Here is a 14,404-nt window from a genome sequence, read left to right as displayed (position 1 = left end):
GTGTCATGTCCCGCACCGACGAGGTGGTGAACGGCATCAAACGGATGATCCTGGAAGGGACGTTCAAACCCGGGGACCGCCTGCCCATCGAGAAGGACCTCGCCGAGTCCCTCGGCGTCTCGCGGGGATCGCTGCGCGAGGGGATGTCGGCGCTGTCGATCCTCGGCATCGTCAACATCCGCCAGGGCGACGGCACGTACGTCACGAACCTCGACGCGCCACAACTGCTGGCGCCGATGGGCTTCGTGGTCGACTTCCAGGGGCAGGGCGACGGGCGGCACATCCACACCGTCCGCCGCCTGCTCGAGTGCGAGGCCGCCAGGTTGGCCGCGACCAGGATCACCGACGAGGCCCTGGCCCAGGCCGGTGAACTGCTCGACGAGGCGGCCCGGATCGCCGGCCGCTCGCCGCAGGACCACGAGCGCATCATGGAAATCGACATCGCGTTCCACCGGATCATCGCCGCGCACGCCGACAACCCGGTGCTCATCGGCCTGATCGAGGCGTTCGCGGGGCGCACCCTTCGCGGGCGGCTCTGGCGGAGCCTGCACGAGGAGGGCGCGGACCGGCGTACCCACGACGAGCACGTGGCGATCCTGAAGGCCCTCCGGGCGCGCGACCCGGAGCGGGCCCGCACCCGGATGGCCAACCACCTCATCGGTGTGGAGGAATCGCTCCAGGGCCTGCCCGACGAGGGCTGAGGGCGTCCGCACGCTGATCGCCCGCCCGTGACCGCTCGTCGGTCGGACCGTTGCCGGTCCGCCGCGCGTGGTCACGGGCGGGCGACCCCCGTCACCGCCAGGCCCTAGTCCCGCTCCGCGCTCATGCTTCCGGTCATCGCCGCGACCAGATCGTCGGTGGTGACCTCGTCGGCGCGCAGCCGAGCCGCCCGCCTGCCGAGGCGCAGCACCTCCACCCGGTCGGCGATCTCGAGCACCTGCGGCATGTTGTGGCTCACCAGCACCACCGACATGCCCGCCTCGCGGGCCCGACGGACCACGTCGAGCACCCGCTCGGTCTGCACGACGCCGAGCGCGGCGGTGGGCTCGTCGAGGATGACCACGTTCGTCGCCCAGATGATCGCCCGGGCCACGGCGACGCACTGCCGCTGCCCGCCGGACAGCATGGCGATCGGCGTGGTGACCCGGGGGATCCGTACGCCCAGCTCGTCGAGGGCCGCTGCGGCGCCCTGCCGCATGGCCCGCTTGTCCAGCAGCCCCAGCCGGCCGAGCAGCCCGGTACGCAGGATCTCCCGACCGAGGTAGAGGTTGGCGGCGACGCTGAGGTCGTCGGCGACCGCGAGATCCTGGTAGACGGTCTCCACCCCCGCGCGCCGGGCGTCCACCGGAGTCGCGAAGTGGACCGGGCGGCCACCGACCCGGATCTCACCCTCGTCGGGCGGGTGCACACCGGACAGCGTCTTGACCAGCGTGCTCTTGCCTGCGCCGTTGTCGCCGATGAGCGCGACGACCTCGCCCCGGTGGACGGTGAAGTCGGCGCCGCGCAGCGCCTCGACGTGGCCGAACCGCTTCACGATCCCGCGGGCTTCGAGAACCGGCGACTCCTCGGGAGACCGCTGCTGGTCGCTGTCGGCCGTCGGCGCGGAGGTCGTCGCCATCACTGCACCGGAGGGTTGGCGCAGCTCGGCTCGAGGACCGCCTTGATCTCCGTCGAGTCGATGTTCTTCTTGGTGACGAAGGTGACGCCGGTGTCCGCCGACGCCAGCGGCGCCTTGTCCCGCAGGTGCTTGACCATCTTGTCGACGCCGAAGTAGCCCATCTTGAAGGGGTTCTGCACGACCAACGCCGAGATCTGGCCGTTGCGCAGCCCGGCGATCTCGTCGGGGGCGGCGTCCCAGCCGATGATGACCACCTTGCCGGACTTGCCCGCCGCCTGGATGGCCTGCGCCGCGCCGAGCACGCTCGGCTCGTTGGCCGCGAAGATGCCGGCCAGGTTCGGGTTCGCGGTGAGGATGTTCTCCGTGACCCGCCGTGCCTCGTTGACGTCACTGCGGCTCGGCTGCTGACCGACCAGCTTGAGGTTGGGGAACTGCTTCAGACCCTCCTTGAAGCCGTCGACCCGTTCGGTGTTGGTCTGCGAGCCGGGCTGGAACTCCACAAGCGCCACGTCGTGGTTGCCGGGGCCCAGCTCGGTGGCGAGCAGCTTCGCCGCCTCGACGGCCGATGCCTTGTTGTCGGTGGCGAAGAGCGGCACGCTCGACGGCTGCGGGCTGGTGCCCGAGTCGATCATCGCGACCGGGATGTTCGCGCCGATCGCCTGGTCGGTCGCCGGCGCCAACGCGCGCGAGTCGGTGGCCGCGTAGACGATCCCGTCGACCTTCTTGGTGACGAAGTTCTGGATCAGGTTGACCTGACCCTCGACGTCGGTTTCGGTGGTCACCCCGTCCCACTGGACGGTGACGTTGCCGGCGCGCTGCGCGGCGCACTCGGCGCCCGCCTTCACGGTGTTCCAGTAGTCGGCGCCGACGGCCTTGGGCACGACGGCGAGTTTCAGCGGCCCGGACGCGTCCTTCGTCGCGCCGTCGCCTCCGTCGCGGACCTCGACTCCGCCGCAGGCGCTGAGCAGAGCGGTCGCCGCGGCGGCGGCGAGGATGGCCTGCGCGCGCAGGAGGCGACCTCGTGGACGTCGGCTGGTGGTGGTGTGTGCCATGGTGTTCGTCCTTCCTCTGGTGGGCTCAGGGAACGGCAGGTCAGCCCCGTGACTCCAGCCGCCGACGGCGGTACTGGTCGAAGTAGACGGCAGCCCAGATGATCAGGCCGACGATCACCTGCTGGTAGTGGATGCTGATGTCGAGCAGGACGGCGCCGTTGCGGACCAGGGCGATGAGGAAGGCGCCGATGATGGTCCCGACGATCCGGCCCTGCCCGCCGAACAGGCTGGCGCCGCCGATGACCGCGGCGGCGATGACGTCGAGTTCCAGGGAGATGCCGTAGTTCGGCTGGCCGGAGTTGACCCGGGAGGCGGCGATCATGCCGCCGAGACCGACCAGGACGCCCGCCAGGACGTACACGTAGGTCAGGTGACGGCCCACCGCGATGCCGGAACGGCGGGCCGCCTCCAGGTTGGAGCCCATCGCGTAGGTGTACTGCCCGAACCGGGTCTGCGAGAGCAGGAAGGCGACCCCTACGGCGACCACGGCGGTGATCACGACGGCGAACGGTATGCCGATGATCTCCCCGTTGCCGAGGAGCTGGAACGACTTGGGCAGCCCGTAGACGCCGACCGCGCCGGTGATGATGAAGACCAGTCCTCGGCCGACCGACATCGTGCCCAGCGTCGCGATGAACGGGGGTATCCGGGCGACGGTGACCAGCAGGCCGTTCAGCAGTCCCGCCAGGGCGCCGACGCCGATCGCGACCGCCGTCGCCGCGAGGAGCGGAAAACCCAGATCCCGTACGACCATCGCGCCCGCCACACCGGCGAGCGCGGCGACCGAGCCGACCGACAGGTCGATGCCCTTGGTGATGATGACCATCGTCTGCGCGGCGGCGATGATGGCGATCACCGCGGTCTGCGCGCCGATATTGAACAGGTTGTCCGCGGTCAGGAAGTAGGGACTGGCGAAGCTCAGCGCGATGAACAGGACGATGAGCGCGGTCGCGGCGGTGAACTCGGACAGCGCGTGGGAGATGCGCTCGCGCAGCCAGTCGTTGAGCGCCCCGCCCCGGGCCTGTCCGGTCGCCTCGGCGGCACTCATCGCCCGGCCCGGCTCTCGTCCACTGTGTTCTCTTGTCGGCGCGCGCCCCCGCCGGCGATCGACGCTGTCCTTCGCAACCGGACCTCCCCAGGAAGTCACGCACGGGGTAACACCCGCAGCGCTTGCACGATAGATCAGATGTTTCCTGTGATCAGGCGTTACCTTGCCATGGTCACACTCGTGTTGCCAAGGTCTTACCGCCATGTTGTGGCATCGTTATGCGCGTCTCGGGAACGATACGTCGGACCAAAAACGTGTTGCCTGCGACCGGGTGCTGGCGAGCGTCGCGTCCGGACGCGCTGTTAGCGGTAACGTCCGACCTGGACGGCACGGACGTCGTCATCGAAGAGGCTCGCTGCCCGGTCGCCACTCGCCTTGAGCATGTTATCGATAACATGCTATGTTCCGCCAAGGAGTCGAGGGCACGTCCCTCCGTTCGGAATCATCGGCACCTCGAAGGGCATCGGGTCCCCTGACCCGGTCGACGGCCGCTGACCTGTCCGAGCCACACCTGTCCGGCGTACGCCGTGTCTCCGCGTCCGCGCACGCGGTCGCCCCTTCGTGACGTCCGCCCCGCAGGCATCGCCGATGTCGACCCGCCGGACCGTCCCGGGCACCGCCGAATCCCGCCCCGTAGGGATCCCCGGGCAGCCCGACCTCGACTCCGCCGCCACCATTTGTCGAAAGGCAGGACCATGGACAAGATCCCCGACGAACGCGCACCGCGACCCCCGCTCCGGGGCCGTCGGGTGCTGGTGCCGCTCGCGGCCACCCTCGCGGCGATCGCCGCGACGGTGGCGGTGACCTCGGCCGCCAACGCCGGCACCACGCTGGGTGCCTCGGCGGCCGAGAAGGGCCGCTACTACGGCGCCGCGGTACCCGCCTTCAAGCTGTCCGACAGCCAGTTCGCTGGCATCGTGAACCGGGAGTTCAACCAGCTCACTCCCGAGAACGAGATGAAGTGGGACGCCACCGAGCCCCAGCAGGGCCGGTTCAACTACAGCGGCGGGGACCAGATCGTCGCCCACGCCCAGTCGCACGGCATGATCGTCCGCGGCCACACCCTGCTGTGGTACCAGCAGCAGCCGGGTTGGGCGCAGAGCATGTCCGGCACCGCGCTGCGCAACGCCGCCATCAACCACGTCACCCAGGTCGCCACCCACTACCGCGGCAAGATCTACGCCTGGGACGTGGTGAACGAGGCGTTCGCCGACGGCGGCAGCGGCGGCCGACGCGACTCGAACCTGCAACGCACCGGCAACGACTGGATCGAGGCCGCGTTCCGCGCCGCCCGCGCCGCCGACCCGGGCGCCAAGCTCTGCTACAACGACTACAACACCGACGGCGTCAACGCGAAGTCCACCGGCATCTACAACATGGTCCGCGACTTCAAGTCCCGCGGCGTGCCGATCGACTGCGTCGGCTTCCAGTCCCACCTCGGCACCACGGTGCCGGGTGACTACCAGGCCAACCTGCAGCGCTTCGCCGACCTCGGCGTCGACGTCCAGATCACCGAGCTGGACATCGCCCAGGGCTCCAACCAGGCCAACGCCTACGCCCAGGTGACCCGGGCCTGCATGGCCATCCCCCGCTGCACCGGCATCACGGTGTGGGGCGTACGGGACAGCGACTCGTGGCGCAGTAACGACAACCCGCTGCTGTTCGACCGTTCGGGCAACAAGAAGGCGGCGTACACCTCCGTCCTGAACGCCCTCAACGCGGGCACCGGCACCCCGACCACGCCGCCGCCCACCACCCCGCCGCCCACCACTCCTCCGCCGACCACCCCTCCGCCCACGACGCCGCCGCCGACCACCCCTCCGCCCACCGGTAGCGGTTGCACCGCCTCGGTGTCGCTGAACTCCTGGAACGGTGGCTTCGTCGCCACGGTCAAGGTCAACGCTGGCTCGACGGCCGTACGGGGCTGGTCGGTCCGGATCACGCTGCCCTCGGGCGCCGCCGTGACCAACACGTGGAGCGCGCAGGCCAGCGGCTCCTCGGGTGCGGTGGACTTCCGCAACGTCGAGTACAACGGCCAGATCGGCGCGGGCGGCAGCACCGAGTTCGGTTTCCAGGGCACCGGCGCTGGTCCGTCCGCCACTCCGACCTGCACCGCGAGCTGACCCGTCCCCTCTCAGCTCACCCCCTGGGCACCCCCGGGGCGTCGCGGACGACCGCGCGCCCCGGGGGTGCCCGCCTCAGGCGTCGAGGCAGGAGCGGACGGCGGCGGTGAGCCGGTTGGCACGCTCGTCGCCCGCGCCGTACATCTGGTTGACCACGTAGCCGAACCCCACCTCGTGGTACGCGTCGGCGAAGGCGAGATTGCCGCCGGCGCCGTCGTGTCCGAAGCTGCGCTCCCCCAGCAGCGGCCGGGCCGGCTCGGAGTGCAGCAGGAAGCCGGTGCCCCAGCGCTGGCCGGTGTCGGGCGGGCCGTGCCGTTGCTGGCCCCGCGAACGGACGACGACCGCGTCGTCGACCGACGCGCCGGTCAGCAGGGGCCCGCCGCCCACGTCGGACACGCAGGCCGCGTAGAGGCGCGCGAGGCCCTCGGCGGTGCTCACCGCGCCCGCGCCCGGGATGCCGGCCGCCTGGATGGCCGGATCGTTGAAGCTGACCAGACCGTCGGCGTCGGCGGGGAAGGCGAACGCCCCGCCCATGGTGATCCCCCGCTCGGCGACCGGATCGACGAAGGGGTCGGCGTCCGGCGGCGGAGCCAGGTCCCAGGCGACGCTGTCGCGCTCGACGGCGGGTAGCCCGAGCCAGGTGCGCAGTCCCAGCGGACGGGCGACGGTGTCGCGGAAGTACGCGCCGGGGAGCTGGCCGGTGACGCGGTGGATGACCTCGCCGACGAGCCATCCGTAGGTCATCGAGTGGTAGCTGTGCGCCGTACCCGGCTGCCACAGTGGGGTCTGCGCCTCGATGGCCGCGATGACCGGGTCCCACGCGAGCACCTCGTCGAGGGTCAGCGGCCGGTCCAGCGCCGGCAGGCCGGCCTGGTGCGTGAGCAGCCACCGCACGGGGATGTCGGCCTTGCCGTGCTGGCCGAACTCCGGCCAGTAACGCGTCACGGGCGCGTCGAGGTCGAGGCGTCCCTCCTGCGCGAGCAGGTACGCGCAGATCGCCAGGATCCCCTTGGTGCAGGAGAAGACGACGACCGGCGTGTGCGCCGCCCAGGGCCGTCCGGTGCGGGCGTCGGCGAGCCCGCCGTACAGGTCGACGACCTTGCGGCCCCGTACGTAGAGGGTGACCGCGGCGCCGACCTCGCCGCGGGAGGTGAAGTTGTCGCGGAACGCGTCGGCGACGCGCCCGTAGCGCTCGTCGACGTCGCCGTGGACCTGCGGCTGCGTGGCCACTGCCTATCCCTTCAGTGAGCCCTGGATCAGGGCCTTGATGAACTGTCGCTGGAAGATCAGGAACACGATGAGGGTAGGTGTGAGGATCAGCAGCGAACCAGCGCACAGCAGCACGAGGTCGGTGCCCCACTGGCCCTGGAACGCGCCGAGCGCTCCGGCCATCGTGCGTTTGGTGGCGTCGTCGACGAGGACGATCGCGAGCAGGAACTGGTTCCATGTCCAGAGGAACATCAGGATCGTCAGCGAGGCGATGGCCGGGCGGGCCAGCGGCACCTGGACCCGCCAGAACATCTGCCAGGTGCTGCTGCCGTCCACCCGGGCGGCCTCGGACAGCTCGACCGGCACGTTGGTGAAGTGGGCGCGCATCCAGAACACCGCGAACGGCATGTATAGGCCGATCAGCGGCAGGATGATGGCCCACCGGGTGTTGAGCAGGCCGAGGTCCTGCATCTGGTAGTAGAGCGGGGTGACGACGGCCTCGAAGGGCAGCGTGAGGCCGAGCAGCAGCAGCCCGAAGACGAGCCGGCCGCCGGGCACCCGCAACTGGCCCAGCCCGAAACCGGCCATGGTGGCGATGAGCACGGACACCGGTACGACGCCGGCCACGATGAGCAGGCTGGAGCGCAGCAGGGCACCCATGTTGGCGGCGGTGAACGCGTCGGCGAAGTTCCCCCACTGCGGGTCCGACGGCCAGGCCAGGCCGTCGGGCACGGTGCCGCGCGGTTGCAGGGCGGCCGAGAGCATGCTGACGAACGGCAGCAGGGTGACGAGGATCAGGGCGATCAGGAAGATGCGACCGGTCAGCTGCTCACGTCGGCTCAGGTTCACGGCTTCTCCCCCCGGGTCAGTCGCTGGATCGGCAGCACGAACGCCAGCACCAGGAGCATCAGGACGACGGCGAGCGCCGACGCCAATCCCACCTGACGCTGCGAGAAGGCGAGCCGGTAGATCTCCAGACCGGGGACGGTGGTCTGCAGTCCCGGTCCGCCGCTGGTGGAGATGTAGACGATGTCGAAACTGGCCAGCGCGGCGATGATCGTCACCGTGAGGCAGACCCCGATCTCCTGGCGGAGGCTGGGCAGGGTCACCGCGAGGAATTCGCGGACCGGCCCCGCGCCGTCCAGGCGGGCGGCCTCGTAGAGCGCCGGGTCGATCTTGCTCATGCCGGTCACCAGCAGGATCGTGCAGAGGCCGAGCAGGACCCACGCTCCGATCACCCCGACGGCGGGCAGCGCCGTGTCGAAGTCGCCCAGCCACGCGCGGGCCAGGCCGCCCAGCCCGACGGCGCGCAGCACCTGGTTGACAAGCCCGTTGGTGGAGAGCAGCCAACTCCAGGCGATGCCGGCCGCCACCAGGGGAATGACCTGGGGCAGGAACAGGATCGTCCGGACCACGGTGCCGAACGCGCCGGTGGTGATCCGCCGGACCAGGCTCGCCACCAGCAGCCCGAGCGCGACCGGGATGAGGCTGAAGAAGACGATCAGAATGATCGCGTTGGAGATGATCTTCAGTAGGTCGCTGTCGGTGAAGACCGTGACGTAGTTGTCCAGGCCCGCCCAGCGGGCGACCCCGATCCCGTTCCAGTCATAGAGCGAGTACTGGACGGTCAGGGCGAGGGGCCGCAGGACGAAGACCGCGTACATCACGAAGGCGGGCAGGACGTACAACCAGCCGGTTCCGGCCGCGCGGGCCCACCGGCCTCGGTGGGCCCGCGTGGACGCGGGACGGGCGGGACGACCCACGGACGACGCCTGGCCGTCCCGCCCGGGAGGTGCGCTGCCGAGGGCAGACGTCATCGGGACAGTTCCTTCTCGTACTCGGCCTGGACCGCCTTGACGTACCCCTCGGGCGTCTGCTGGCCGGCGATCAGCTTCTGCATCTCGGGCGTGATCGCGGCGGCGAAGATGCCGCCGGTCGCGTTCGCGGTGAAGTCGACCGCGCCGTTCTCGGCCCCGAGCTGCTGCGCCGCCTTGAGGGTCTCGGCCAGCACGGTGTTCGGGGCGGCGGCCGGTACCGGAAGGTCGCTCGGGCCGCCCGGGCTGGAGCCGCCCACCGTCACGGCGATCTCCCGCGCCTTGGCGTTGGTGTGGACCCAGTTCAGGAAGAACGCGGCGGCGTCCGGATTCTTGGCCTTGGCGGAGACGCCGAAGGTGTTGGGAGCGGACATCGCGACGTGCTTGGCGCCGGCGGCCTCGCCAGGGAACAGGAAGAAGCCCACGTTGCCGGGCATCGCCTTGTCCAGGTTCGCCGACTCCCAGTCGCCGTTGAACATGAACAGGCCGTTGCCCTTCTGGAACTGCCCGACCATGCCCGCGTAGTCCAGGGCGTTGGCGTCCTTGGTGAAGTAGCCGGCCTGCGCCCACTTCTGAATGGTCTGGGTGGCCTTCAGCGCGGCCGGCGTGTCGAAGGTGGCCCCCGGCTTCTGGAAGATCCAGTCGGCGACCTGGGCCGGGTCGCCGAACTGGTTCTGCAACGCCTGGTGCGGGAAGTTGATGCCCGCCGTGTTCTTGTTGAACTGCATGATCGGCTGGACCCCGCTGGTCTTCGCCTTCGCCAGCAGCTGCTCGAACTCCGCGACCGTGGCCGGCGGCTGGGTCATGCCGACCTGGGCGGCCAGCTTCTTGTTGTAGAAGACGCCGGTGACGCTGTAGCCGAGCCCCATGCCGTAGAGCGATCCGACGCCCCGCGTCCCGTCGCCGACGCGCAACTGCACGAGCTGCGAGGCGGGGAACTTGTCCCAGCCGTACGCGGTGACATACGGGTCGAGGTTCTTGAGCAGGTCGTCCTTGACGAGGTCGACCATCGTGGGGAGCCGGATGATGTCGGGCGCGTTGTCCGAGGCCATCACGCGCGGCGCGTTCTCCACGATGACCGTGAACTGGTCCTCGCGGATGGTGAACGTGACGTTCGGGTGCTGCTTGGAGAACTCGTCGGCCAGGGCCTTGGCCAGCGGGAAGCCGGTCTCCGCGTACATCTCAAGGGTGACCGGCTCGGTGCCCAGGTCCGTCTTGACGGCGGCGTCGGGCCCGGCGGTCGACGACCGGTCGGCTCCGGGCGCGCTGCACGCCGTGGCGGCGAGCCCGAGCACCAGCAGCGGCGCGAGGACCAGCGCGCCGCGTCGCGGGATTGTCGTCAGCGTTTGTGCCATGTCATGACTCCTATGTTCCTCCGCGCGTCCCACGACCCACGGCCGCGCGACGGCTCCACCGGGACCTTCGCGACGGGCGGGCGACCACGACACGTACGCCGTGACCACCTCGCGCCGCCGCGCTCGCGTACCGACTCAGCCCGGCGACCGGCGGCGTCTGCCGACGCGCCAAAAGCGGCCGCTAAACTGATTTAGCAGAGCATGCGCGTGACACGGAGGGCTGTCAAGGACAACCTGGCAACGGTCCGGAAACATCGGGTTCACACCCGCGCCCGACCCGACCGGGGCCGGACCCCGGGCGCCGACGCATCATGATGGGCAGGAGCGGAGCCCGTGGCGCCGCGCCTGATTCGGAGGACTGATGGGCCGCAACAGAGCAACCCTGGCCGACGTCGCGCGGCGGGCCGGGCTGTCCAAGACCGCCGCGTCGATGGTGCTCAACGGCAGGGAGGGCACGCGACTCTCGGCCGAGGCACACCAGCGCGTGTTCGCGGCCGCCGAGGAGTTGGGTTACCGGCCCAACCTCGCGGCGCGCAGCCTGCGTACCCGCAAGACCGCGACCATCGCGTTCGTCTCCGACATCGTCGCCACCACCCGCTTCGCCGGCGGCCTCATCCGCGGCGCTCTCGACGCCGCCCGCGAACGCGACCACGTGCTGCTCATCACCGAGACGCAGGGCGACGCCACCTTCGAGCAGTACGCCATCGAGGCCATGCTCGACCGGCAGGTCGACGGGGTGATCTACGCGGCCATGGCCACCCGGCGGCTCACGGTGCCTCCGGCCATCCTCGGCGGCCCGGTGGTGCTGCTCAACGCCACCAGCTCCGACAGCCTGCCCTGCGTGCTTCCCGACGACGACCGGGCCGGCCGCGCCGTCGCCACCGCCCTGCTCGAGTACGGTCACCGCGACGCCATCGCGCTTATCGGCCGCAACCGCCTCAAGGAGGGCGATCCCGAGATCTCCCTCGCCGCCCGGGCCCGCCTGCGCGGCATCCAGCGGGCGCTGGGCGACGCGGGCGTCACCCTCCTCGCGGAGTCCTTCTGCACCGAGTGGCTGCCCGAGCACGGCTACGCCGCCACGCGCGCTCTGCTGAACCGTCCCCAGCGACCCAGCGCGATCATCTGCATGAACGACCGGCTGGCGTTCGGCGCCTACCAGGCGCTCGGCGAGGCGGGCCTGAACGTCCCGGACGACATCTCGGTGATCTCGTTCGACGACGACCCGATCGCCGCCTGGCTACGCCCCAGCCTGGCGACCACCGCGCTACCGCACGAGCAGATGGGGCGGCGCGCGGTCGAACTGCTCCTGGACGGCGGCCCCGCCGAACCGTCGCTCGTCGCGATGCCGCTGCGCCGACGCCGGTCGATCGCACCGCCGGCGCACTGACCCGGGCGGGCGCTAAACCGGTTTAGTGCTAGGTTCGCGGGCATGCTTCAGCTCGCCGACCACTGGGTGTGGGACAGCTGGTACGCCCGCGACGACGACGGCCTCTGGCACGCGTTCTTCCTGCGCGCCTCCCGCGCCCTGCACGATCCGCACCGCCGGCACCGCCGCGCCAGCATCGGTCACGCCGTCTCGACCGACCTGCGCGCCTGGCGTCTGGTCGCCGACGCCGTGGTCCCCGCCGACGAGCCGGCCTGGGACGACCTGGCGACCTGGACGGGGTGCACGGTGCGCGGCCCGGACGGGCGGTGGTACCTCTACTACACGGGTGTCTCCCGGGCCGAGGACGGGCTCGTCCAACGGATCGGCCTGGCCGTCTCCGACGACCTGACCACCTGGCACCGACACGGCGACGAGCCGGTCGTACGGGCCGACCCGACGTGGTACGAGCTGCTCGACAGCGACCTGTGGTACGAGCAGGCGTGGCGTGACCCCTGGGTGTTCCCCGACCCGGACGGCGACGGCTGGCACATGCTCGTCACGGCGCGAGCCGCCACGGGAACGGCGGACGCGCGCGGCGTCGTCGGCCACGCCACCTCGCCCGACCTGCTCACCTGGACCGTCCGGCCGCCGCTGTCGACGCCCGCCGGGTTCGGCCACCTGGAGGTGCCGCAGGTCGCGGTCGTCGACGGGCAGCCCCTGCTGCTGTTCAGCGCCGACGCGACCGCCGGCGCCCGGCGCGACGACCACCGCATCTGGGCGGCGACCGGGCCGAGCGTACGCGGGCCGTGGGACATCGCCGGCGCCCGACCGGTCACCCACCCGCACCTGTACGCGCCACGGCTCGTCCCGGAACCGGCCGGTGGTTGGTCGCTCATCGGCTTCCTCGACCACGTCGACGGGGTGTTCGTGGGCGCGCTCAGCGACCCCGTGCCGGTGCGCTACCACCCGTCGACCGGGCTGACCCTGCATCCGACGGAGACCGACGCGGACGCGGCCAACTGACCGCCGGTACACGCCCGTGCCCGGCTCGACGGGCCGGACGACGACAGGTCCGGTCCGGGGCCGTGCCGCCCCGGACCGGACCTGTCGAGCTGTCAGCGCGGTGTGGCTAGCGCCGGGTCCAGCGTTGGTTGGAGGCACCGGTGCAGGTCCAGAGGAGCACCGTGGTGCCGTTGGCGGTCGCGTTGTTGTTGACGTCGAGACAGAGGCCCGACGACGCCCCGCTGATCGTGCCGTTCGAGTTGAACGTCCACCGTTGGTTGGCGCCGCCGTTGCAGTCCCAGATCTGGGCCTTGCTGCCGGCGGTGGCGTTGGTGGGCGCGTCCAGGCACTTGCCGAGCGCCTGGAGGGTCTGCCCGTTGGCCGTCCACCGCTGGTTGGCGGCCCCGTTGCAGTCCCAGATCACCGGCTGGGTGCCGTTGGTGGTGTTGCTCTGCGGGACGTCCAGGCAGCGGCCGGAGGCAACGCTCGCCAGCGCGAAGGAGGTGGTCGGCGGCGGCGTGGTGGTCGGCGGCGGCGTGGTCGGCGGCGGCGTGCTGGTGTCGCCGCCACTGACCCGGTACACCACCGTCCCGTGCGCCGGAACGCTGGCGGAGATGCTGCCGGTGCTCGTGCTGGTGGTGTTGTTCCAGGCGTCCAGCAGGGTGAAGGAGCTGCCGGACTTGCCGACGGCGGCGGCCGTGGTGGAGATCGTCGTGGCCGACCCGCCCTGGTTGAACAGGGCGACGGCGACGTCACCGTTGGCCAGCCGCTTGGCGAGCACGCGGCGGGTGCCGTCGAACGACACCTGGCTCGCCTGCAACCCGAGGGCGTCCTGGTTGATGGCGATCAAGTTGGCGTTCTTGAGGATCGTCTGCGTGGCCGCGTTCATGTTGCGGACGTCGTTGCCGGCGATCAACGGCGACGCCATGATGGCCCACATCGCGAAGTGGCTGCGCATCTCGGTGTCGTTCATGCCGCCCCGGCCGACCTCCATCATGTCCGGGTCGTTGAATCCACCGGGTCGGGCGTACGAGGCCAGCGGCACCGTCACGTTGATGATGTTCTGGATGCCCATCGGGTAGCCGTTGGTCTGCCCGGTGTCCCACGCGTTGGTGATGTCCTCGGTGGTACGCCACATGTTCGCCACGTCGCCCCAGTTGCGCTGCGGGCCGGTCTTGGCGTGGATGCTGTTGGAGTTGATGCTGTAGACGATCGGCCGGCCGGTCGCGGCCAGCGCGTCCCGCATCTTGGCGAACGTGGTGACCTGGTCGTTGATGCTGCCGTTCGGGGAGCACCAGTCGTACTTGAGGAAGTCGACGCCCCAGGCGGCGAACTGGCGGGCGTCCTGCGCCTCGTGACCCTGGCTGCCGGTCGCGCCGGGGTAGCTGTTGAAGTACTGGGCGCAGGTCTTGTCCACCGGCACCTGGTAGAGGCCGAACTTCAGATTTCGGGCGTGCAGGTAGTCGCCGAGCGCCTTCATCCCGCTGGGAAAGCGGGTCGGGTCGCCCTGGAGGTTGCCGGCGCTGTCGCGGTTCGGGTTGAACCAGCAGTCGTCGACCACGACGTACTGGTAGCCGAGATCGCGCATTCCATTGCTGACCATCGCGTCGGCGGTCTGCCGGATCAGCCCCTCGTTGATGTTGCAACCGAAGGTGTTCCAGCTGTTCCACCCCATCGGGGGTGTCCGGGCGACGCCGTTCTCCAGCGCCTGGGCCCCGGGGGCCCGCAGGCCCACGAGGGCCGCGGCCACGAGGAGCCCGGCCGCCGCGGCCCGCCCCCAGTGGCGGGCTCGGACGATTCGCTTCATACGGGAGCGT

The 14,404-nt window shown here is 70.6% G+C and carries 12 protein-coding genes; 4 read left to right on the top strand and 8 right to left on the bottom strand.

What is annotated here, in order from left to right; all coding sequences use genetic code 11:
* Positions 1-5 precede the first annotated feature (5 nt).
* Entirely contained in the window at positions 6-701 is a 696-nt protein-coding gene (locus ACTFTM_RS13730; RefSeq protein ID WP_266241432.1) for a FadR/GntR family transcriptional regulator, read from the top strand.
* Between the two features lie 104 nt (positions 702-805).
* On the opposite strand, the gene ACTFTM_RS13725 is transcribed toward ACTFTM_RS13730, so the two are convergent.
* The 3 genes from ACTFTM_RS13725 to ACTFTM_RS13715 are packed head-to-tail and all read right to left on the bottom strand — an operon-like array spanning position 806 to position 3,718.
* Complete coding sequence (locus ACTFTM_RS13725) at positions 806-1,618, bottom strand: ATP-binding cassette domain-containing protein (RefSeq protein WP_449566152.1); 813 nt, start codon at positions 1,616-1,618, stop codon at positions 806-808.
* Positions 1,618-2,670, bottom strand: coding sequence for a substrate-binding domain-containing protein (locus tag ACTFTM_RS13720; protein ID WP_449566151.1), 1,053 nt, complete (start codon positions 2,668-2,670; stop codon positions 1,618-1,620). The genes ACTFTM_RS13725 and ACTFTM_RS13720 overlap by 1 nt, the downstream gene beginning before the upstream one ends.
* 40 nt (positions 2,671-2,710) lie before the next feature.
* A complete protein-coding gene (locus ACTFTM_RS13715) occupies positions 2,711-3,718 on the bottom strand; it encodes an ABC transporter permease (RefSeq protein WP_449566150.1) in 1,008 nt (335 codons plus the stop codon).
* A gap of 695 nt (positions 3,719-4,413) precedes the next feature.
* On the opposite strand from ACTFTM_RS13715, the gene ACTFTM_RS13710 reads away from it, so the two are divergent.
* Positions 4,414-5,841 (top strand): endo-1,4-beta-xylanase, encoded by a 1,428-nt coding sequence (locus ACTFTM_RS13710; RefSeq protein WP_449566149.1) that lies wholly within the window; start codon positions 4,414-4,416, stop codon positions 5,839-5,841.
* 75 nt (positions 5,842-5,916) lie between these two features.
* Here the strand turns inward: ACTFTM_RS13710 and ACTFTM_RS13705 are convergent, their stop codons facing one another.
* Genes ACTFTM_RS13705 through ACTFTM_RS13690 form a run of 4 tightly spaced genes read right to left on the bottom strand, consistent with a single transcriptional unit; the run spans position 5,917 to position 10,219 of the window.
* The gene (locus ACTFTM_RS13705) at positions 5,917-7,071 is read right to left on the bottom strand and encodes a serine hydrolase domain-containing protein (RefSeq protein ID WP_449566148.1); all 1,155 of its coding nucleotides are present in this window, start codon (positions 7,069-7,071) and stop codon (positions 5,917-5,919) included.
* A 3-nt stretch (positions 7,072-7,074) separates the two neighbouring features.
* On the bottom strand, positions 7,075-7,899 hold the full coding sequence (locus tag ACTFTM_RS13700; RefSeq protein WP_449566147.1) for a carbohydrate ABC transporter permease: 825 nt from the start codon (positions 7,897-7,899) through the stop codon (positions 7,075-7,077).
* Positions 7,896-8,867: a carbohydrate ABC transporter permease gene (locus ACTFTM_RS13695; RefSeq protein ID WP_449566146.1), complete on the bottom strand. Its 972-nt coding sequence runs from the start codon at positions 8,865-8,867 to the stop codon at positions 7,896-7,898. The genes ACTFTM_RS13700 and ACTFTM_RS13695 overlap by 4 nt, the downstream gene beginning before the upstream one ends.
* Positions 8,864-10,219 carry an ABC transporter substrate-binding protein gene (locus ACTFTM_RS13690; protein ID WP_449566145.1) on the bottom strand — a complete coding sequence of 452 codons (1,356 nt, stop codon included), beginning with the start codon at positions 10,217-10,219 and terminating at the stop codon, positions 8,864-8,866. Before ACTFTM_RS13690 ends, ACTFTM_RS13695 begins: the two co-directional genes overlap by 4 nt.
* 361 nt (positions 10,220-10,580) lie before the next feature.
* On the opposite strand from ACTFTM_RS13690, the gene ACTFTM_RS13685 reads away from it, so the two are divergent.
* The gene (locus ACTFTM_RS13685; protein ID WP_449566144.1) at positions 10,581-11,606 is read left to right on the top strand and encodes a LacI family DNA-binding transcriptional regulator; all 1,026 of its coding nucleotides are present in this window, start codon (positions 10,581-10,583) and stop codon (positions 11,604-11,606) included.
* Between the two features lie 42 nt (positions 11,607-11,648).
* Positions 11,649-12,608, top strand: coding sequence for a family 43 glycosylhydrolase (locus ACTFTM_RS13680; RefSeq protein ID WP_449566143.1), 960 nt, complete (start codon positions 11,649-11,651; stop codon positions 12,606-12,608).
* 106 nt (positions 12,609-12,714) lie between these two features.
* On the opposite strand, the gene ACTFTM_RS13675 is transcribed toward ACTFTM_RS13680, so the two are convergent.
* The gene (locus ACTFTM_RS13675; RefSeq protein WP_449566142.1) at positions 12,715-14,394 is read right to left on the bottom strand and encodes a glycoside hydrolase family 27 protein; all 1,680 of its coding nucleotides are present in this window, start codon (positions 14,392-14,394) and stop codon (positions 12,715-12,717) included.
* Positions 14,395-14,404: the final 10 nt, after the last annotated feature.

The sequence above is a fragment of the Micromonospora sp. RB23 genome (assembly GCF_053585025.1).
The sequence above is the reverse complement of the archived record's forward strand: the minus strand, read 5'-3'. Positions and strand labels throughout refer to the sequence as shown.